This is a genomic window from Maritimimonas sp. 2405UD52-3, assembly GCF_056591715.1.
In genome coordinates this window covers 750,312-770,505 of the sequence record NZ_JBWQOL010000001.1, presented here as the reverse complement: position 1 = coordinate 770,505, position 20,194 = coordinate 750,312, and the positions used below count along the sequence as shown (strand labels likewise).

Here is a 20,194-nt window from a genome sequence, read left to right as displayed (position 1 = left end):
ATTTCGGCATCATCCTTGATTTTAAGGCATAAAAACCAATTATATGTTTAAACCAAAAAAAGGAAAATTCACCATACTTGTTATACTAACCTGCTGGCTCTCTTTATTTGCCCAACAAAAGGTAAATGTGAATCCGCCAGATCATATTAAGGCCATTGTATTCAACAACTTACGAACCAATGACTATGCCCCAGTTATTAAATTAGGGTCTGGTTTTATTTTAGAGTTTGACGATCTTGAGGCTGACCAAAAACAGTACAGATACAAAATAGAACATTATGACTATAACTGGGAGCCTTCCAATCTAAATCCCACTGAATTTCTTAACGGATTCAATGATGACCTTATCCGGAATTTTGAAAACTCATTTAATACATTTCAAGATTATACGCATTATAGCTTACGGTTTCCAAATGATAATTTAAGTATTAGCATTAGCGGTAATTATGCTATTACTGTTTTAGATGAAGATAATGAAGTGACTTTTACTCGGCCGTTTATTGTATATCAACCACTGACTGACGTTGGTGTAAGTGTACATAGAAGTCGTGAAATATCTTCCATTAACACAGAACAAAATGTTCAGTTCACCATCAATCATCCCAATTTATTAATTAACAACCCCGGACTGGAAATCAAACCAGTTGTTTATCAGAATAATGATTGGAATACGGCAATAAGAAATTTAAAACCTCAATTTATACGAGGTTCACAATTACTATTTAAATACAATTCTAATATCTTTTTTCTAGCCGGAAATGAATATTTATTCTTTGACACCAAACAAATTCGCAATGCCACAAACAATGTTGCTCGAAGTGAATTAAAAGATAGATTCCACACCTATTTGTATCTAGATGAAATCAGAAAAAATAGACCTTATACCTATAACCCAGATATCAATGGAAATTTTATCCTAAGAACTATAGACAGTGATGAAGTTGCCATTGAAGGAGATTATTCTTGGGTGTATTTCAGCTTATTAGCCAATGATGAGCTAAAGGGTAAATCAGTATACGTGTATGGCAATTTTAACAATTGGCAGTTGACTGATGAAAATAGAATGAGCTACAATGAGAACCTCAATACCTTTAATTGTCAACTTTTTTTAAAACAGGGGTTCTATAATTATATGTATGTTATAAAAAATGAAGATGGAAGTATTGACAACACTGACCTAAACGGTACATTTTTTCAAACAGAAAATGAATATTCCGTTTTAGTTTACTACCGACCTTTAGGCAGCAGATATGATCAAGTAATTGGTTATGGAGTTGCCAATTCAGAAAATATACGCAACTAATTACTTCTTTTTTCATCTCAAATTTATAAGACATTTCTAATTATGAAATTAGTTATATCTTTGTAACACAATTACTAAGGTAATTTTATGGTGCAGCAAGTAACAAACGGAATTAAAATATCTGTAAAGACAAATTTTGAAGGTACTTCCTATCAAAATTACAGACTATACTTTTCATTTAGTTATGAGATCACCATTGAAAACCAAAGTAATGACTCAGTTCAACTGATCAGTCGTCACTGGGAAATTTTTGACTCCTTAAAAAACCGAGAAATTGTTGAAGGTGAGGGTGTTATTGGTAAAAAACCCATTATCCTTCCAAAGAAAAGTTATACTTATAACTCATATTGTAATCTTACCTCACCTGCAGGTGCCATGCGTGGTTTCTTTAATATGATTAATTTCACCACTACTAAACAGTTTAGAGTAAGCATTCCTTCCTTTCAATTGAATGTACCTGCTATTTTAAATTAATTGTTCCTCATTTCTTAAAAAGACTTATTTTTAGCCAATGCTTCCTTGGTTGAAAAAGAATAAAAAAGAAAAACTACCTGCGCGAATAAAAGGCAACTCTTGTCTTAATTGCGATAAAGTTCTGGTTGGTGAAGAAAATTTTTGCCCAGAATGTGGGCAACGCAATAATGTAAACCAACTTAATTTTAGATTGGTTCTTGATGAATTTTTTGGCACCATTTTCACCTATGATTCTAGGGTATGGAACACTGTTGTTCCTTTGATATTAAAACCAGGCAAAGTTGCATATGATTTTATTTCTGGTAAGCGAAAAAAGTTGGTCAATCCTTTTAGAACCTATTTAACCATATCACTTTTGTTTTTTTTGATTTTTGGCTTACTGGGGAAGATCAGTGAATTACGTGGTGATACCAATAAATTTGAAGCAATCATCGTTAATGATATGAAGGATGGTTTTAATCAAGGGGCTATTGACGCTGCCAAAAAGGATTCTATTACGCAAGTTACACTAACTGAAGTTCAAAAAAATGTTCCGGTTGATATAGACTCTACATTGAAGGCCAATGCTATTCATCTGGATAGTTTAAATAAAGCTACAGAAATTGATTCTTTAAAAGTTAAGGCATCTGAGAAAAGCCCTTTTATAAAAAAAGTAACAACCTTTTATAACTATTATGAGGAAAATAAAGAGCATCCTGTTGGGCGGGCCTTAGATAGTTTGAATTATGAAAACAATGTTTGGAACCGTTTTTATTATGATAAAACACAAAAGACACATGACATGATTAATGGAAATGTAGATGAATTTAATCAGACCATCTTCTCTAACCTTTCTTTAGCTATCTTTTTATTTTTGCCAATTTTCGCACTCTTTTTAAAGCTTATCTATATACGAAGGAAATACACATATATGGAAAATATGGTATTTGTCTTTTATACACAGGCTGTATTTTTTTTACTTATGTTAATATTTGTTTTAGTAAGTTTTTTCACAAACAGTAGTTCCGATACTATTATACCTGTTTTTTTAGCTCTTTTTGCTCTTTATCTATTACTAGCCATGAAAGGTTTCTATAAGCAAGGATGGGGCAAGACTATAATAAAATACCTCATGGCAAATTTTGCATTTATAGTATTCTCAGCATTTGGACTTATTGCACTTACCTTAGTATCATTTATTTTTTATTAGTCTTTAGCAACTGAGCTAAAAAATTTCGATTTGTATTTTTAAGATGTATATAGATTTTAAGTTCATTATTGTTAGAGATATTTAATTCAGCTTTTGATAATTCTTTCATACAGATGTCATCTTCTGGTACGCTAATGATGTCTAGTGAATTCTCAAGATACTTCTCAAAGTTTACAGATGCATGCAGCTTTGATTCAACAGTTTTTCCATCAACAAGTTTCATTAACTGATCTGAAATAAAAATGGACTCTGGTGATTCTTGAGCAAAGAATGTATTCAAAGGTAACAGCACGAATAACGTATCACTATCAATTACCTTTATAGATTTTTCTTGAAGCAGATAAGAAAAAAGTTCTTTTCCTTGCTTTTTACCTGCCATAATATCCATACTTGGCACTGTACTGTTTTGAAAAGAAACTTTTTCAATTTTATTAAAATCATCATCATATTCGTACGTCACAATACTATCTATTTTTGAGGTAATCGATTTTAAATCAACACTCATACTTCCATTCCACTTATGTGTTATTGAATCTATAGAAAGAGAAGTCAGCTCATTAAATTTTATTTTATTCTTATCAGATAACAAATTATTAAAAATAGCACTTGAAGTATTTAATTTAGTATGTATTTCACCAATCGAATTTTCTGAAATTCCTTTGTGTTTTTGAGACAGAAACAGATCAAAACCTGGGTTTAAAATCCCTTTAATTTCTAAAACTCCATCAGTTGAATTAAGTTCTACAAAATCACCATTTTCTGAGACAAAGCTCGCATCAGCTTTACTTTTAACTAAACCTTGAAGCCATTCAGCATTATCAAGATACTCTTTATCAGAAAATACGGTTAATAAGTGCTTATTGATATTCTTGTCGGCTCTATAATTAAAAGCAAGTACTATTTTTTTTTCTTTAAGTGCTAAAACTAACTTACCTTTTTTATAAAAATCCAATCCATCTTGTTGTTGGCGTGTAAACTGGTCTTCCAAAAGATACTTAGTGAATTTTTGTTTGTTCTTGACCTTCAAAAAACTACTTATTACAACCCCTTTATAGTCTTTGGAGTTGGTAAAAAAAAGGAGGTTTCTTGGAACTGAAACCGCATCAATAAAAGACTTTTTTCGCTCCTTCTTAGAAAAATCTAGATCAATGTAAAGTCTAGGGTTTTTAATGACATCTTCAAAAACATGATGTTCTAATTGCCTGAGATTTACATTAAGTATTGAAGTAGCCCAAACTGGAATTTGATCAAAACGTTGTGATTGCTTATAACGTAAAAAATAAACTCCGCTAAGCAATATTAAAACACTAATAAAAAAGTATAAAAACTTTTTCTTCATGGACTATTTTATGAGCTCATCAAATAAATCTATTAGCAAGCGTAACGCATTTTCTTGCTTACCCGAAGTGTTGATAATAAATTCAGAATTCATTTTGTTGCCTTTCATTTTTGAAGCTGTAACATAACCATCAACAAAATTATCTTTAATAAAACTTAAATGCTCTTTTTCCTTAATGCTCATAGCATCTTTTGGTAAAATATCCATAATTTTTTGCCCATTGAAATACATGGTATAGATATTCTTTCTTATAAGTTTATCATGCTTTCCTAAGTTTGAATTTACCCTACCGCTTATAATATCAGAAGCTATCTTTTCTGAGGTAGTAAAAAATAGGATGTCATCTTTTACCAAGGCAAATAAATCTACCGGAATTTCTTTCTTAGGTGCCTCTACCTTAAAATATCCATCTTTACTAGTAAACAACTTATGTTTAACCCCTGACTTTGCCAATCTTTGAAAAAATCGTTCTTTTTCCGTACCAATCATAAATGTAAAGTCAGGTAACACTTCTTTTTTAGTTTTCTTAACCTCTTTCCTATTATAATCTTCATCATATTCATAGGTAGTATATTCAACTTCCTTTTCAGAAGCATTGTGCAATACAAACAAGGCGTCACCTGTCATCAACTCACCAATAGCTTCTTCATCTAGCATCATAGAAACAAACTCAGCCGCTAAGCCCATTTCATCGCTGTATTCAGGTAACATACCACCATACATTTTTGTAATCATAGCAGGGTATTCATTCATTAATTCTTCTGTATCAAAAGACATACTGAAATAAGCCATTGCATTATCCTTATTGAAATATTGCAACATATTTCTATCAAACCTTGAATTGTATATCTTCTTAAAAATACGTTGCCAATCATCAGAAACTTGCATACTCATAGCCATTTTGGCTACATCTTCTTCAAAATAAAGATTAGCCACCACACTTTCAAATCCGTTTAAACTTTCAGAAGCAAGCCCCATCTGACGCATACCTAAAGTAGAACCATAAATATCTGCTAAACTTTTGCCTATTAACTCTCCATAATTTTTGATCCAAATAGAAGCAGCACTTTTGCTATCCTTACTCGAGGAATAGCTCTTATTTGAAGTAACGGATCTTACTGTACCTCTAAATATATTCTTTGCAAACTGTTCTACCCATTCACCAGTTATACGTCTTTTCATTTCATAAAAAGACTCTTCTTTGTTTTCGGATTGAGACAGTAATCGTTCTTCATTTTTATCAAAAAAATTGTAGGAAGCATCCGCAACGGCAATGAAGAAAGTATTATTATCCCAAATTGCCAAAGCATCTCCATCTGATCTCATATTTAGTCCATTTTGTCGAATGATTTCTACTCTATCAGATTCCTTAAATACACTTTCAAAGCTTTCACGATTATTCAATTTCAATAAAAAACTATGATATCCTACACTATCTGTCTTTGAATAAAAATAATAGGCCTTACTATTAATATCTACTCCAAGATCTGCAACAGAGGTTTTTTGTGCAGTACTATCTTTATTAAACTCTTTTAAAATTTCTTTGGCAAACGTTGTATTGTTTAAATCAGTAATTGAAATGAGCTCTAATAAACGATCCCCGTTAATAGAAATAACCGCATCAGCAGTACTAGGTATTCTATTTTCTAAATTCTGAGCATTTAACGAGACAAAAGCACATAAAAATGCGCTCATAAATAATATTCTTTTCATTCTCTATTAGTTTAGTAGTTGAATCTGGTTTTTAATTGATTTTCTGTTTTTTATAATATCCTGAGCATTTAAGCGCAACATGATTGCTTTTTTACTTCCAGAGATTTTTGCTGCTTGATTTTCTGAAGAAGCTATAGGTGTATCAAAACGATAGATACTGGTAAATGATGCCGTTTCAAAAACCTTTCTATCTTCCATATTGGTTTTTTTAAATTCATTGGCTAAATTATAATGATGGCTTCTTTTAAAGGTCATCTGGTCCTTATTGAATGTAAAATGTTTTTGACGTTTTATTTTATTAGCATCCGCATCTGTACTAAAATTAGCAATTACTGAATTTAATGCATCAATATCTGTAAAATCGCATGAGATAGTAAATATGTAGTCATTAAAATTTTCAGAATTCTTAACATTATGTATTCCTTGTATCTTCTTTATCTTAGTAATTACTTCTGCTATTTTCGATCTGATCTCCAATTTAGAAGGTACCTTATGTTTATTGATACTATCCATCAGCATAATAGAATTCAGCCTTGTTTTACTCTTGCTTAAGTTAAGTGTTAAGGTTACACTTCCTGATCCATCTTTATGCAAGGTTACTTCTTCAACTATTTCAAAACAGCTGGTACACAAAAAAAACAGTGAAACAATAATGAAAAATTTGATTTTTCTCAGCATAGCATTTTTCGTCTAAAGTATAGATAGAAAACTATATTTACAGTGTTTTAGTATACTTCTAGTTCTGATTTTTCTTTTGTTCGTATATCTTCATATTTCATAGAAACAACATCTCCTCTTTTTTGCACTAATGTAATACTAACAGTTCCTCCCATATTCCTGTCCATTAATACATCTATAAAAGGATCACCTATACCGGCTGTATGGTGAAAATCCAAAATGTTTTTTTCACTTACATTATTATTCTTTTGCCAAGTTTCAAACCAATCTTTCCGCAATTGTTTTACACTCGCATCATATAACGTTGATGAAGACCAAATTGCCGGTTTTTGAGGCATCCTTTTTAAATGTTTCTTGACACCATCCCATACAAATTCTATCAATTCAAGGTCATTATTCCAATCTACTATAGTTAATGTAAATTGCTCAACATCCTCTAAGTCAACTTTTTCTAATCCCGTTAGAATATCATTAGCTTTTAGGAGTTCTTTTACAATGAGCCCTCTACTTTTTTTATAGTAGTTTCTTGAGGTATGATATTCAAACCCGCCATTCAGCAGACAAATCAACCTATTTTGAGAGCTTACACCTATCCAAGTGCCGCCAGCTTTTCCGTCTTTAGGATAATAAAGCGAAACTCCATTTTCTTTCTCTTTTTCAGGATATAAAGCAGGCTCCCTTGAAAAGGGTACATCTCTGCTTGAAGTTAAAATAAAATCAGAATTTCCTAACGGAAGGTAGGTCACTGTACACATAGACTATATCGATTTCGAAAAGGGTTTCAATACTTTTTGTGATGCTAAATAAATCGTAACTTTGCCCGTCAAAATTAGTCATTCATACTTAAAAACAACGATAATGGGAAAAGGATTTTTTCAAGTACCTACAGCTATCAATGAACCGGTAAAAAGTTATGCTCCGGGAAGTCCTGAAAGAGACGCTGTTTTAAATCAATACAAAGCCTATTTTAACGGAACAGTAGATGTACCTATGTATATAGGTAATGAAGAAATAAGAACAAACAATATCAGAAATATGACACCTCCGCATGATCATCAACATGTGGTAGGCCAATATCATTTGGCAGAAAAAAAGCATGCAGAACAGGCTATTGAAGCTGCTCTTGAAGCAAGAAAAAATTGGGCACAAATGCCTTGGGAACAACGCGCCGCCATCTTTTTAAAAGCTGCTGAGTTATTAGCAGGGCCTTATCGTGCTAAGATCAATGCTGCTACTATGATCGCACAGTCAAAAACCATTCATCAAGCGGAAATTGATGCAGCTTGCGAACTTATAGATTTCTTACGTTTTAATGTTGAGTACATGTCAAATATCTATATGGAGCAGCCTGATTCATCTGAAGGTATTTGGAACCGTGTGGAATATAGACCACTGGAAGGATTTGTTTATGCCATTACGCCATTTAACTTTACAGCAATTGCTGCAAATTTACCAGCTAGTGCTGCTATGATGGGAAATACTGTGGTTTGGAAGCCTTCAGACAGCCAAATATTCTCTGCAAAAGTTATTGTAGATGTATTTAAGGAAGCGGGGGTACCAGATGGTGTTATCAATGTAGTTTACGGAGACCCAGTAATGATTACAGAGACCATGTTGGCTTCACCAGATTTTTCAGGACTACACTTTACCGGTTCTACTTTCGTATTTAAAGAACTATGGAAAAAAATAGGCGAAAATATCCATAACTATAAAACCTATCCTAGAATTGTGGGTGAAACTGGAGGAAAAGATTTTATCATAGCACACCCTTCTTCAAACCCAAAGCAAGTAGCAACAGGAATTACCCGAGGTGCTTTTGAATTTCAAGGGCAAAAATGTTCAGCGGCTTCACGCGTATATTTACCAAAATCAATTTCTGATGAAGTCTTAAACTATGTAAAAGAAGATGTGGCCTCTTTTAAAATGGGGTCACCCGAAGATATGAGCAACTTTATTACTGCAGTTATTCATGAAGGTTCCTTTGATAAACTAGCTAGCTATATTGACGCTGCTAAAGCTGACAGTGATGCTGAAATTGTTGCCGGCGGTAGCTATGATAAGTCTAAAGGGTATTTTATTGAACCTACCGTTATTTTAGCTAAGGACCCAAAATACACAACCATGTGTACTGAATTGTTTGGCCCTGTTGTAACGATCTATGTTTATGAGGATAAGGACTGGTCCAAAACATTAGAATTGGTAGATGGCACATCAGAATATGCATTGACAGGAGCTGTGTTCTCTCAAGACAGATATGCTATTACCGAAGCTACTAAGGCACTAGAAAACTGTGCTGGTAATTTCTATATCAATGACAAACCTACCGGGGCTGTTGTAGGACAACAACCTTTTGGTGGTGCAAGAGCTTCAGGAACGAATGATAAAGCTGGCTCCGCACAGAATCTATTACGTTGGGTATCCCCTAGATTGATCAAAGAAACGTTTGTATCTCCTGAAGATTATAGATATCCTTTTTTAGGGTAATTATTAATAAAATGTCATCCTGAGTCCCTAGTACTAGGAATTGAAGAATCTAAAAACCGCATTAAAAATGCGGTTTTTAGATTGATTATCCGAAATAAAGGTTGAGTTTCGCCTTATTAAACATAAATAAAGCTTCTGTATGTCTAAAAAATCATCTTTAAATATTTCGGATATAAAAGGACTTACCAGTATTATTACGGATGCTACAACCAATATTACCGACTTGGTTGAAGATATGCATAAACGTATTGTACAACCGCCTTTTTTACCCTCTACACCTATACAGCATTTAATTACACAAATTTCAGGTGTTGTCTATAGCAATGTTAGGTTTACCACAAAGTTTGTTGGTACTGGATTAGATAAAATTCTTCGAACCATAAATCCATCATTAAATACCGGTATTTCCTTTAGAAAAAAAGAAACAACTCTTGCCGTATTAAATGGTGTGGTTGGTGATTATTTAGATAAAACTAAGAATCCACTAACCTTACAAATGCAGTTTAGATGTAAAGGTGAGGTAATAGATATTGATAATATCGCACAGGCACTTCCCAAATTTAATGGAAAAATTCTACTCATGGTGCATGGTTTATGCATGAATGACCTTCTATGGAATCAAAATGATCATAATCATGGGGATGTATTAGCAAAAAAATTAGATTTTACTCCAATTTACTTACATTATAATAGCGGATTACATATTTCTGAGAATGGTCAGTTTCTTAATGAGAATTTAGAAGCGTTACTGAATAAATGGCCAGTTCCGGTAGAAGAGATCAACATCATTGCACATAGCATGGGTGGACTTGTAAGCAGAAGTGCTTTTCACTATGCAAAAAAAGAAAAGAAAAACTGGACAAAGTATTTAAAGAAAGTAATCTTTTTAGGAACTCCACACCATGGAGCTCCCCTTGAACAGGTAGGAAACTATATTGATCGTCTTTTTGAAATAGTTCCTTATGTAAAACCCTTTACGCGTTTAACAAAAATGAGAAGTTCAGGTATTACTGATCTAAGATTTGGCTATCTATTAGATGAAGATTGGAAGGGTAAAGATCGTTTCAAAAGGAATATAGTTGAAAAAAAATATGTTGCTTTACCCAAGGATGTAGGCTGCTATACTGTAGTTGGGTGCACTGAAAAGGAAGAAGATAATTTGAAGGCAAGTATACTGGGTGATGGCCTTGTTCAAATTTCAAGTGCCTTAGGAAAGCATAAAAACACAAGTCAAGACTTAAACTTTAAAAAATCAAATACACATATTGCATTTGAAACAAATCATATGAACTTGTTAAGTAGTCATGAAGTATACCGCAAATTGAAAATGTGGTTATTGAAATCTTAAAAACCAGATACAGTTTAACTAAACCTATATTCAATAATTCAGACTAAAATCTGTGTTCCTCAGACTACCACCATTGTCATATTACATTGGGTATCGCCTATAGATTACGGATATCCTTTTTTAGGGTAATTCACGGCGTAAAATGTCATACTGAATGCAGTCGAAGGATCTAAAAACCACATCAAATTGATGTGATTTTTGTTTTTCAAAAAATTTTAACGAACTTACTTAGCCTTTAGCACTTATTTTGCCTAAAAAAATAGACATATCAATATTAATTTTTTTGTCGCTTCTACTATTTATTTCTTCTAGCTGCGGAAGATCTTGTAAAGAAAGTGAGTTAAAGAAATATATGTGCGATGTAGAAACCAAGGTAGATAAACTATTAGAGGAAATGAGCAATGCCAGAGGGTTAATGTCTGAAGATCTAACGGTAGCAGGTGGTGGTAAAATGGCAAAAACTAACTATACTATGCCTAAAACAGTAGCAGTTATGCGTGCTGCAAACGATGTTAGACAAAATATAAGCAAAGTACCTCTCTTGTTCGCTATTGAAAGGTCAAAGGAAGAAAATACCGAAATATGGGAAAAAACACTTAGAGATTTCTTTGAAGAACAATCTAATAGAATTAAGCAAGCAGCATCTAATTTAGCTGCTAAGATGACCGCAAATCCAGACTCTTACCCTTATTCAGGGAATGAGGGTTTCTCTATGAGTCGTGTATTTTGGAAAATTGATAATGAAAATGAATTATGGTTAGACAATTTTAACATTCATAAAATCATAGATGATATAGATTTAGATTTATGGTTTTCTAATATTGAAAATTTTGGTAAGGATACTAAATCTAGTAATTAGTAAAGTATTCTAATTAAATCTATATTCAAAATTTAGACTAAAGACTGAATTGCCCAATCTATCACCATTATCATATTGTGATAAATCACCAGTAAATAAACGATCGAAACCGTAATTATAACGTAATCCTATTCTTTTATTAAAATCGTATCCCACTCTTAAATTTATCCCATAAGTAAATGTTTCTTTTACATTAGATAAAGTGAAAAAGGATAAAAATGCTTAGAATTTTTTCATACTAATTAATTGTATAATTCAATCCTAATTGAAATACTGAATTTTTAAAAGGTGATTCTCTATCATAAATTTTGGTAAACCCATAATTATATCTAAAGTTCAAACCTGCTTTTTCTGTTATATCAAATCCTAACCCTGCATTTATTCCAAAATCTAAACCATTAAGTCCGTCTAAATCTTCTTCGGCAGATTCAAAGTCTTCAATAATTGTTGGATCTATCCCTCTATCATCTTTAATCTTTAATTTTGACCTACCTAAAAAGTTATATCCTACTTGCGGACCTAATTCAAAATAGAAGACATCATTCATATAGTATTTAGCCATTATCGGTAAATTGATATAGTAAAGGTCTTGTCTGGACTTAACATCCAAAAGAAATAATTCAAAACCTTCAGGAGCAGTAAAGAGTACATCATCTCTATTTCTTGCTCCCTGCAAAGAAAACAGCAATTCAGGTTGTAAATAAAGCCTTTCTATTAAGTTAAATTTGACAAAACCTCCAATATGAAATCCTAGTTTGTACTTATAGTCTAACAAATCAGCTACGCTTCCTGAACCGTTGTAATTAGAATAGTTTAAACCACCTTTAACCCCAAATTTTACCTCTTGGGCATTAAGTGAATTTACGCAAACACCCATAATGAGTACTATTAGCAATTTTTTCATGATTATTTTTTTGATTTTAGATGAGGTAAATAAACCAAATTTTATTCAAAACAAAAAGTACTTTAAGGCTTGTACTTTAATGGCAAATGCACCACTTTTTTTGTTTCAAAAAAGTCTTCTTTAAAGTAATCTAACAAATCATATAGGTTCGCTTTCGGGAAGTTAGCTAGTTCCTCGCTTAGATCACCTCCTTTTAAATATAAAATACCATTAGCTAACTCATGATTTTGCTTTTTGGCTACTTTTTTGCGAGTCCATTTCACAAAATCATTCATATTTGTAACAGCACGGCTTACAATAAAATCAAATTCACCTTTCACCTTTTCCGCTCGTAAATGCTCAGCCCTAACATTTTTCAAACCTAAGGAATTTGCTACCTCATTAACCACTTTTATTTTTTTACCAATAGAGTCTACCAAATAGAATTGTGTCTCAGGAAATAGAATAGCTAAAGGAATTCCGGGAAACCCTCCACCTGTTCCTACATCTAAAATTCTAGATCCAGGCATAAAAGCTTGCACTTTTGCGATTCCTAAAGAATGTAATACATGGCGCAAGTATAACTCATCAATATCCTTACGAGAAATGACATTTATTTGCGCATTCCACTCACTATACAACGATTCCAATTGAGTAAATTGTTGTTGCTGTTTTGGTGTTAAATCCGGAAAATAGGTAGTGATTAATTTCATGTTCGACTGCAAAACTACACTATCTTGTTAAAAATTTAATAAATTAGTCTGCCAAAAGTAGCTTGAGTACTAAATAGCTTAACTTTGCAAGAAAATTAAATAAGACAACATTTTAATATGTCCAATAATATTTCAATTCGCTTTTCGCGTGTAGATTCTGCCAAGTTTTTCAGAACATTAAACAAACGTATCAACACCTATTTTAAGGAAAAAAATCTTAAAAAAACAGGTAACTGGAAACTGTATTTAAAAACAGTAATCATGTTTGCCATTTTTCTAACTCCTTATTTTTTAATATTAACCATTGACATGAATCAATGGTTACAATTATTACTTACCGTAATCATAGGAATTGGTATGGCTGGTGTAGGAATGAACGTAATGCATGATGGTAATCATGGGTCTTTTTCTAGTAAAAAATGGGTCAATGACCTCATGGGTAGTAGTATTTATATTCTTGCCGGTAATGTATACAATTGGAAAGTACAACACAATGTATTGCACCACACCTATACAAATATTCATGGGCATGATGAAGATATGGATGCGGGTAGGGTGATTCGTTTTTCAAAACATGCAGATTGGCATAAAATGCATAAATATCAACAATACTACTCCATTTTATTGTATGGATTATTAACGATTAATTGGGCCATCACTACTGATTTTAAGCAAATGTACCAGTATATGAAACGAGGACTGTCATATGGTAAATTTCCAAATCCAGTAAAGAACTGGACTATTTTAGCCATTTCAAAAGCGCTATATGTTACCATATGGGTTGTCATTCCTATTTTAGTATTAAATCTTGCCTGGTGGAAGATATTAATTGGTTTTTTTGTCATGCATTATGTTGCCGGACTTATTTTGAGTATTACTTTTCAACTGGCACACATTATGCCTGATACACACATGCCATTGCCAGATGAGCAAGGAAACATGAAAAATACATGGGCCATTCATCAATTATTGACCACTGCCAATTTTGCCCCAAAAAATAAGCTAGTGGGTTGGTTTACCGGTGGACTGAATAGGCAAATCGAACATCATTTGTTTTCACACATTAGCCATATTCACTATAAGGATATAGCTAAAATTGTGAAGAAAACTGCACAGGAGTTCAACTTACCTTATTACGAATACCAAACAACACGAGAGGCTATAGCGCAGCATTTTAAAATGTTACGAGAATTAGGTAAGAAACCTGCACTGGCCTAACATATTTTCACTTTTTAATTGATTATGTTGAATTCTTTACTTTTTGTAAGTAAAAGAAAATAGATGGTGCTTTAAATTGTCTATAAATTTCTACTTTTGAAGCTCATTTTTAAGTAGTAATACATGCAAGATCTTCTATCAAACCGAATTAATAATTTACCAACCTCTCAAACCTTGGCTATGGCTGCTAAAGCTCGTGAATTAAGAGCTGAAGGTAAAGATATTATTAGCTTAAGCCTCGGTGAACCCGATTTTAATACTCCTGATTTTATTAAGGAAGCTGCCAAAAAAGCTATCGATGATAATTACAACTCCTATACTCCGGTAAATGGTTATTTAGAATTGCGTGAAGCAATTTGCAGGAAATTCAAGCGCGACAACGATTTAACATATACTGAAGATCAGATTGTGGTTTCTACCGGAGCCAAACAATCTATTGCAAATGTTGCCATGGTATTATTAGATCCGGGTGATGAGGTATTGTTACCAGCTCCATACTGGGTGAGTTATTCTGCAATAGCTACCTTAGCTGAAGCTACTTTTATAGAAATTCCTTCTTCCATAGAAACAGATTTTAAAATCACTCCTGAGCAACTGGAAGCAGCCATTACTCCCAAAACAAAAATGATCTTTTTTAATTCACCCAACAACCCAAGCGGATCATCATATACAGAAGAAGAGTACAGGGCTTTGGCTAGGGTATTAGAAAAACACCCGCAGATTTATATTCTTTCTGATGAGATCTATGAGCATATTAATTATGGCGCTCCTACTTTTAGTATTGCTAAAGTAGAAAGCTTGTATGACAGAACTATTACTGTGAATGGGGTTGCAAAAGCTTTTGCTATGACCGGTTGGCGTATTGGTTATATAGGTGCTCCGGTATGGATAGCCAAAGCATGTACAAAGATGCAAGGGCAGATAACTTCTGGTGCTAACTGTATTGCCCAAAGAGCCACGATCACTGCATTAGATGCTCCAGTATCTAACATTCAATATATGTTAGATGAGTTTAAAGAACGAAGAGATTTGGTGCTGAAGCTCATTAGTGAAATAGATGGTGTTTCAGCAAATACTCCCAGTGGTGCTTTTTATGTATTTCCTGATGTTTCCTCCTTTTTTGGGAAAATGATTAACGGACATACCATTAACAATGCCACCGATTTTTCTATGTTTTTATTAGAAAAAGCAAATGTTGCAACGGTAACAGGAGATGCTTTCGGTTCACCCAACAATATCAGAATATCATATGCTGCATCAACTGAAGAACTTTTAGAAGCATTTAAACGTATCAAAGCTGTATTAAATTAATGATCTATAGTATTTCATTCAGGACCAAATGGGCTGACTTTGATGCCAATAAACATATGCGTCATACAGCTTATAATGATTATGCTGCCGAATGTCGTATCAGTTTTTTTAATGAATATGGTATGCCCGGCGAAAAATTAGAGCAATACAATATTGGTCCTATTCTCTTTAAGGAAGAGACTACTTTTTACCGAGAAATAAAAATGGGTGAGAAATTAAAAGTAGATCTCATACTTATCGCTTCTTCAAAAAATGCTGAACGTTTCAAAATGTTGCATCGTGTTTATAAAGAGGGCGACATTGTTGCAGCAGAAATACAAGTATTTATTGCCTGGATAGATCTTGCAACACGTAAATTAGCAGCACCCCCGAAAGATGCTGTTGACATGCTTAATGTATTGGATAAAAGTGAGGATTTTGAAGAAATCGTATTAAAAAATAAAGGTTGAAAAACAGGAAACTCATTTATACGCTTGTTACCGTCATTATTGTTTTAAGCATCTATACTTATAATCTGTTTACAGAAGGTCAGTCTACTAGTGCATCCTATCCAAATGAAACTAGCAAAGTCTCTGATTTTAACTACCTACCCACTTCCACAACAAATCAAATTATCAGGCACAGCCACTATACTTTATCCTATCATGAAGAACATGAACAGGCGGAATGGGTTGCCTATGAATTAAAAAAGGAACATGTGTCGTATACCAATAGAAAGCGGCCACTTTTTATTCAAGATAACAAGGTAAAAACGAAGTCTGCGCATTGGGCTAATTATAAAAAATCGGGTTATACTAAAGGACATTTGCTACCTGCAGGCGATAGAAAGTTTAGCAATGATGCCTATAACGAAACTTTTTTGACTTCTAATATATCTCCTCAAGATTATGATTTTAACGCCGGTGTTTGGAATCGGTTAGAACAGAAAGTGCGTTACTGGTCTAGTAAAGAGCGTCATTTATATGTAGTAACAGGAGGTATTTTAGGTAAAAAACTAAAAAAAATAGGTGCTGAAAAAGTAAGTGTCCCTAAATATTTTTATAAAATACTATTAGATTATTCTGAGCCGGAAATAAAAGCAATTGGATTTTTGGTACCTCATAAAGATTCTGAAAGACCCTTATATGAATTTGTGGTGCCTATTGATGAAATTGAAAGTAAAACAGGCATTGATTTCTTTCCTGCTTTGGCAGATGATTTAGAGCAACAATTGGAAAAAAATGCAGATTATAAACTGTGGAGTTTTAACTGATCTCTGTAGTTCCGGTTTTTAAGATAGAAAGTAACCTTGTTAACTCTTTATTTTGGTTAGTAAATAATAAGAATACCAATAATGGCATCATAGTAAAGTAATTTACAAAGGCAAGGCTGGTCTTACGTACAATTCGCTTCATGGTTTGTTTTTAGTTTTTGTTTGCTTTATTAAAACAACGAGGTGTTTAAATCTCCCGACATTTTAAAGGAAAAATGTTTAGCGTATGTTTATTAACTAAAGATTTTACATTTTATTGTGTTACCTGAAATAAAAAAGTCCATCTTATAGACGGACTCTTGAAAACCAATTGACATTGACTTATTTATATATTATCTTTTATGAACTTATCAATTGTAAAACCAATGTTATCCTTGTTCATTTCAAATTTTTTTGAGAATAAATACTTGTATAATGGTTTGTCTTCTACTTTAGTCTTCAAAGATAAATCCCTTTTCTGAGCAAACACTTCATCCCATTTAGATCGTACTAAAGACCAATCTTTTTGATTTTCATTCCACCAGTCTATAGCCGCTTTACATTTGCTGTCATCTACTCTTACATAGGTATTAAGGCCTTTCTCTTGTGCTAAAAGAACATCATCTTTACCTGTTTCTCTTATTACCTTATCATTATCCTGATCATGAATCCAACCTTCTTTGGTAATGGCATGTTTGTTCGTTCTAACGGTAACGTTGTAATCCTTTCGTTTTGTATACTCTCGTCTTGGCAATGGTGCGTCTGTTGTATTTTCCCAAATACTTTTACCATCAACATGTACCCATGTTGCAGAACCTTCATAACGTGGGCTATCGTCTACCTGAAATACCTTTTGTGTCCACTGTCCATCAACCTCTGATTCTGGTAGACTTACATACTTCCATTTATTTTGATGGTCATAAACATACAAATCTGGGTTTTCAAACAACCAATCTTGTCTCCAATGCTTAATCACATGTGGCTTATCTGGTTTTCCAACAATCAATAAATGTTGCATAACAATTTTGTCGTTAGCATCTTCCACTAATTGAACCCACTCTAATCCTTTATCATGCTTTACTTTAGAAGGTTTATAAGTAGAATCTTTTGAGTAACTAAAAGTTTCAGCAAAGTTAAAACCTACTTTATAGCAACCACACATGCTTTTAATGGCTTTTTGATCTTTTTCCTTTTTGCTTTGAGCATTTATACTAGTGCATAAAGCAACGGATAAAATTAATACGAATGTTAACTGTTTCATTTTAAATGTGTTTGTTTTGAGAATTGATTTTTTAACTATTCTTATTTAGATTGAATTAAAATAAATATATATTTGCAACAAATCTATTTATAATGAGTCTAAATAAAAATAATTTTTTCATTTATTTTTTGATATTTTTTATCACACACTCTTGGGCTCAAGAAAAAAAAGGAAAAATTATAGATTCCCTTAAAGCTGAAAAATTAGATGAAGTAGTTATTACCGCTACGCGCACCGCTCGTCAATTATCTTCATTACCCTTACCTGTGACTCTCATATCTCGAAAAGTCATAAATAAATCTGGGACCATTCGCCTTAATGAAATTTTAAGTGAGCAAACAGGTATTATTACCATTGCCGACGAAAGTGGTTTTGAAGGCATACAGATTCAAGGTATTTCTTCAGACTACATATTGGTACTCTTAGATGGCGTACCGTTAGTAGGTAGGAGCGCCGGAAATTTTGACTTAAGCCGTCTTAGCGTAGGCAATATTAAACAAATTGAAGTGGTAAAAGGCCCTTCAAGTAGCTTGTATGGTAGTGAAGCATTGGGCGGCGTAATAAATATTATTACAGAGAAACCTTTAAATGATAGCATTTCTGGGAACGCATCCTATAGGATAGGTAGCTTTACGCAACAGGACATGAATGTTGATGTAAAACAACAAATCGGTAAGTTTAGATATGCACTTTTTGCCAATCGATTCTCTAGTGAGGGTTATGATTTAAGTCCTGAAGTAGCAGGACAAACAGTGAATCCATTTGTCAATTATACCTTAAATGGTCGTTTGTATTATGACTTTAACGATCAAGTATCATTATTTATGTCCGCACGTTACTACGACCAAACGCAGGAAGCTGACTTAACAGTTAATGGAACAAATTTCGAAGGTGATTCAGAAGAAAATGAATGGAATACACATATACGTTTAGATCACAATTGGAACGACGAGCTGAGCATAGAATATGAATTTTATTACACCAACTACCTTGCTGAAGAACGACTGGAAAGTCCAATCTCCGGTGAAGTTTTAAGCAATAGTAATTTTGATCGCTACTTAATACGGCCAGAAATACGAGGCAACTATTCTTTCGAAAAATCGGGTACTATTACTCTTGGCTTAGGGTATCAGTATGATGAATTAGATAGAACCTATTTTGACAATACTGTCAATTTTAATTCGCAATACCTATATGGCCAATGGGATGTGAATCTAATAGAAAAACTAAATCTAATTATAGGGGCACGTTTTGACAATCACTCTGAGTATAGCAATCAACTAAGTCCAAAACTAGCCATACGTTACCAACTTAATGAAAATATAGCACTTAAAGGCTCCGTGGGTTACGGATTTAAAGCGCCTGATTTTAGGCAGTTGTATTTTGATTTTACAAACTCGGCAGTTGGTTACACAGTGTTGGGTTATAATGTTGCTCTTGAAAAGCTACTAGAATTAGAAAATCAAGGTCAAATCTTAAGTATTGTTATACCATTAGATCAATTAGATGATCCTTTAGAAGCAGAAAGTTCTATTGGATATAACCTCGGAGTTACATTTAAAAAAGATAAGTGGAATACAGAGCTTAACCTCTTTAGAAATGACTTTACAAATCTTATAGATACAAGAATCATTGCCCGTAAAGTAAATGGGCAAAATGTATTTAGCTATGTTAATTTTGATAAGATTTATACCACCGGCTTAGAAGCAAATCTCGGTTATCAACTTCATGATAATATTACAATCAATGCTGGTTATCAATTATTGTATGCTTTTGATAAGAATCAAGAAAATCGGGTAAATAATGACAATGTATTTGCACGTGATCCAAACACAAACCAAACTATTCTTATAGAACGTTCAGACTATTTTGGCTTAGTCAATCGTTCACGACATAACGCCAATATTAAATTTTTCTATGACATTCCTAAGTTCAATTCAAATTTTAATCTTCGATTACTTTACCGAAGTAAATATGCACTTTTTGACACAAATGGCAATGGAGTAATTGACACATATGACTCCAGCTTTGTAGACGGTTATCTAATCGCTAATGTTGCGCTAAGCAAAACATTTTATAACGATTTTACACTCCAGGTAGGCGCTAACAATCTACTTGATTATAAAGATGACAATATTCCCAATTTACCTGGAATTCAAGGATTTATTAAACTTAATTATGAATTTTAAT

Annotated in this window: 19 protein-coding genes; 11 read left to right on the top strand and 8 right to left on the bottom strand. The window is 33.0% G+C overall.

Annotated elements, in window-relative coordinates; all coding sequences use genetic code 11:
* The first annotated feature begins 43 nt into the window (after positions 1-43).
* From AC1EU5_RS03625 to AC1EU5_RS03615, 3 genes are all read left to right on the top strand, one after another.
* Entirely contained in the window at positions 44-1,303 is a 1,260-nt protein-coding gene (locus AC1EU5_RS03625) for a type IX secretion system plug protein (RefSeq protein ID WP_480190984.1), read from the top strand.
* An 87-nt stretch (positions 1,304-1,390) separates the two neighbouring features.
* Positions 1,391-1,777 carry a Co2+/Mg2+ efflux protein ApaG gene (gene apaG / locus AC1EU5_RS03620; protein WP_480190983.1) on the top strand — a complete coding sequence of 129 codons (387 nt, stop codon included), beginning with the start codon at positions 1,391-1,393 and terminating at the stop codon, positions 1,775-1,777.
* Between the two features lie 37 nt (positions 1,778-1,814).
* Positions 1,815-2,966 carry a DUF3667 domain-containing protein gene (locus AC1EU5_RS03615; protein WP_480190982.1) on the top strand — a complete coding sequence of 384 codons (1,152 nt, stop codon included), beginning with the start codon at positions 1,815-1,817 and terminating at the stop codon, positions 2,964-2,966.
* On the opposite strand, the gene AC1EU5_RS03610 is transcribed toward AC1EU5_RS03615, so the two are convergent.
* The 4 genes from AC1EU5_RS03610 to AC1EU5_RS03595 are packed head-to-tail and all read right to left on the bottom strand — an operon-like array spanning position 2,953 to position 7,451.
* A complete protein-coding gene (locus AC1EU5_RS03610) occupies positions 2,953-4,305 on the bottom strand; it encodes a hypothetical protein (RefSeq protein WP_480190981.1) in 1,353 nt (450 codons plus the stop codon). The genes AC1EU5_RS03615 and AC1EU5_RS03610 overlap by 14 nt on opposite strands.
* Positions 4,306-4,308: 3 nt before the next feature.
* On the bottom strand, positions 4,309-6,018 hold the full coding sequence (locus AC1EU5_RS03605) for a hypothetical protein (RefSeq protein ID WP_480190980.1): 1,710 nt from the start codon (positions 6,016-6,018) through the stop codon (positions 4,309-4,311).
* Between the two features lie 6 nt (positions 6,019-6,024).
* A complete protein-coding gene (locus AC1EU5_RS03600) occupies positions 6,025-6,696 on the bottom strand; it encodes a hypothetical protein (protein WP_480190979.1) in 672 nt (223 codons plus the stop codon).
* A gap of 47 nt (positions 6,697-6,743) precedes the next feature.
* Positions 6,744-7,451 carry an NRDE family protein gene (locus AC1EU5_RS03595; RefSeq protein ID WP_480190978.1) on the bottom strand — a complete coding sequence of 236 codons (708 nt, stop codon included), beginning with the start codon at positions 7,449-7,451 and terminating at the stop codon, positions 6,744-6,746.
* A 103-nt stretch (positions 7,452-7,554) separates the two neighbouring features.
* Here AC1EU5_RS03595 and pruA point away from each other — a divergent pair, with 103 nt between their 5' ends.
* The 3 genes from pruA (at position 7,555) to AC1EU5_RS03580 (ending at position 11,387) form a co-directional block, all read left to right on the top strand.
* A complete protein-coding gene (gene pruA, locus AC1EU5_RS03590; RefSeq protein ID WP_480190977.1) occupies positions 7,555-9,180 on the top strand; it encodes an L-glutamate gamma-semialdehyde dehydrogenase in 1,626 nt (541 codons plus the stop codon).
* A 139-nt stretch (positions 9,181-9,319) separates the two neighbouring features.
* Complete coding sequence (locus tag AC1EU5_RS03585; RefSeq protein WP_480190976.1) at positions 9,320-10,528, top strand: esterase/lipase family protein; 1,209 nt, start codon at positions 9,320-9,322, stop codon at positions 10,526-10,528.
* Positions 10,529-10,811: 283 nt separating this feature from the next.
* A complete protein-coding gene (locus AC1EU5_RS03580; RefSeq protein ID WP_480190975.1) occupies positions 10,812-11,387 on the top strand; it encodes a hypothetical protein in 576 nt (191 codons plus the stop codon).
* 238 nt (positions 11,388-11,625) lie between these two features.
* Here AC1EU5_RS03580 and AC1EU5_RS03575 read toward each other — a convergent pair whose 3' ends face one another.
* The gene (locus AC1EU5_RS03575; RefSeq protein ID WP_480190974.1) at positions 11,626-12,291 is read right to left on the bottom strand and encodes a porin family protein; all 666 of its coding nucleotides are present in this window, start codon (positions 12,289-12,291) and stop codon (positions 11,626-11,628) included.
* A 62-nt stretch (positions 12,292-12,353) separates the two neighbouring features.
* Positions 12,354-12,983, bottom strand: coding sequence for a 16S rRNA (guanine(527)-N(7))-methyltransferase RsmG (rsmG, locus tag AC1EU5_RS03570; protein WP_480190973.1), 630 nt, complete (start codon positions 12,981-12,983; stop codon positions 12,354-12,356).
* Positions 12,984-13,100: 117 nt separating this feature from the next.
* On the opposite strand from rsmG, the gene AC1EU5_RS03565 reads away from it, so the two are divergent.
* The 4 genes from AC1EU5_RS03565 to AC1EU5_RS03550 all read left to right on the top strand — a co-directional run bounded on the left by AC1EU5_RS03565 (position 13,101) and on the right by AC1EU5_RS03550 (position 16,764).
* Positions 13,101-14,201, top strand: a complete 1,101-nt coding sequence (locus AC1EU5_RS03565; RefSeq protein WP_480190972.1) for a fatty acid desaturase family protein — start codon at positions 13,101-13,103, stop codon at positions 14,199-14,201.
* 123 nt (positions 14,202-14,324) lie between these two features.
* Positions 14,325-15,512: a pyridoxal phosphate-dependent aminotransferase gene (locus AC1EU5_RS03560; RefSeq protein ID WP_480190971.1), complete on the top strand. Its 1,188-nt coding sequence runs from the start codon at positions 14,325-14,327 to the stop codon at positions 15,510-15,512.
* Positions 15,512-15,961, top strand: coding sequence for an acyl-CoA thioesterase (locus AC1EU5_RS03555; RefSeq protein WP_480190970.1), 450 nt, complete (start codon positions 15,512-15,514; stop codon positions 15,959-15,961). The genes AC1EU5_RS03560 and AC1EU5_RS03555 overlap by 1 nt, the downstream gene beginning before the upstream one ends.
* On the top strand, positions 15,958-16,764 hold the full coding sequence (locus AC1EU5_RS03550; RefSeq protein ID WP_480190969.1) for a DNA/RNA non-specific endonuclease: 807 nt from the start codon (positions 15,958-15,960) through the stop codon (positions 16,762-16,764). Before AC1EU5_RS03555 ends, AC1EU5_RS03550 begins: the two co-directional genes overlap by 4 nt.
* On the opposite strand, the gene AC1EU5_RS03545 is transcribed toward AC1EU5_RS03550, so the two are convergent.
* Both AC1EU5_RS03545 and AC1EU5_RS03540 read right to left on the bottom strand, forming a co-directional pair.
* Entirely contained in the window at positions 16,757-16,906 is a 150-nt protein-coding gene (locus tag AC1EU5_RS03545; RefSeq protein ID WP_480190968.1) for a hypothetical protein, read from the bottom strand. The genes AC1EU5_RS03550 and AC1EU5_RS03545 overlap by 8 nt on opposite strands.
* A 183-nt stretch (positions 16,907-17,089) precedes the next feature.
* Positions 17,090-18,004 (bottom strand): DUF6607 family protein, encoded by a 915-nt coding sequence (locus AC1EU5_RS03540; protein WP_480190967.1) that lies wholly within the window; start codon positions 18,002-18,004, stop codon positions 17,090-17,092.
* Positions 18,005-18,096: 92 nt separating this feature from the next.
* Here AC1EU5_RS03540 and AC1EU5_RS03535 point away from each other — a divergent pair, with 92 nt between their 5' ends.
* The gene (locus tag AC1EU5_RS03535; RefSeq protein ID WP_480190966.1) at positions 18,097-20,193 is read left to right on the top strand and encodes a TonB-dependent receptor plug domain-containing protein; all 2,097 of its coding nucleotides are present in this window, start codon (positions 18,097-18,099) and stop codon (positions 20,191-20,193) included.
* The last annotated feature ends 1 nt before the right edge of the window (position 20,194 follow it).

Bases quoted from the DNA above. Each gene is read 5' to 3' on its own strand.
- AC1EU5_RS03625 (WP_480190984.1), top strand. From the start codon at position 44: ATGTTTAAACCAAAAAAAGGAAAATTCACCATACTTGTTATACTAACC.
- apaG (WP_480190983.1), top strand. From the start codon at position 1,391: ATGGTGCAGCAAGTAACAAACGGAATTAAAATATCTGTAAAGACAAAT.
- AC1EU5_RS03615 (WP_480190982.1), top strand. From the start codon at position 1,815: ATGCTTCCTTGGTTGAAAAAGAATAAAAAAGAAAAACTACCTGCGCGA.
- AC1EU5_RS03610 (WP_480190981.1), bottom strand. From the start codon at position 4,305: ATGAAGAAAAAGTTTTTATACTTTTTTATTAGTGTTTTAATATTGCTT.
- AC1EU5_RS03605 (WP_480190980.1), bottom strand. From the start codon at position 6,018: ATGAAAAGAATATTATTTATGAGCGCATTTTTATGTGCTTTTGTCTCG.
- AC1EU5_RS03600 (WP_480190979.1), bottom strand. From the start codon at position 6,696: ATGCTGAGAAAAATCAAATTTTTCATTATTGTTTCACTGTTTTTTTTG.
- AC1EU5_RS03595 (WP_480190978.1), bottom strand. From the start codon at position 7,451: ATGTGTACAGTGACCTACCTTCCGTTAGGAAATTCTGATTTTATTTTA.
- pruA (WP_480190977.1), top strand. From the start codon at position 7,555: ATGGGAAAAGGATTTTTTCAAGTACCTACAGCTATCAATGAACCGGTA.
- AC1EU5_RS03585 (WP_480190976.1), top strand. From the start codon at position 9,320: ATGTCTAAAAAATCATCTTTAAATATTTCGGATATAAAAGGACTTACC.
- AC1EU5_RS03575 (WP_480190974.1), bottom strand. From the start codon at position 12,291: ATGAAAAAATTGCTAATAGTACTCATTATGGGTGTTTGCGTAAATTCA.
- rsmG (WP_480190973.1), bottom strand. From the start codon at position 12,983: ATGAAATTAATCACTACCTATTTTCCGGATTTAACACCAAAACAGCAA.
- AC1EU5_RS03565 (WP_480190972.1), top strand. From the start codon at position 13,101: ATGTCCAATAATATTTCAATTCGCTTTTCGCGTGTAGATTCTGCCAAG.
- AC1EU5_RS03560 (WP_480190971.1), top strand. From the start codon at position 14,325: ATGCAAGATCTTCTATCAAACCGAATTAATAATTTACCAACCTCTCAA.
- AC1EU5_RS03555 (WP_480190970.1), top strand. From the start codon at position 15,512: ATGATCTATAGTATTTCATTCAGGACCAAATGGGCTGACTTTGATGCC.
- AC1EU5_RS03545 (WP_480190968.1), bottom strand. From the start codon at position 16,906: ATGAAGCGAATTGTACGTAAGACCAGCCTTGCCTTTGTAAATTACTTT.
- AC1EU5_RS03540 (WP_480190967.1), bottom strand. From the start codon at position 18,004: ATGAAACAGTTAACATTCGTATTAATTTTATCCGTTGCTTTATGCACT.
- AC1EU5_RS03535 (WP_480190966.1), top strand. From the start codon at position 18,097: ATGAGTCTAAATAAAAATAATTTTTTCATTTATTTTTTGATATTTTTT.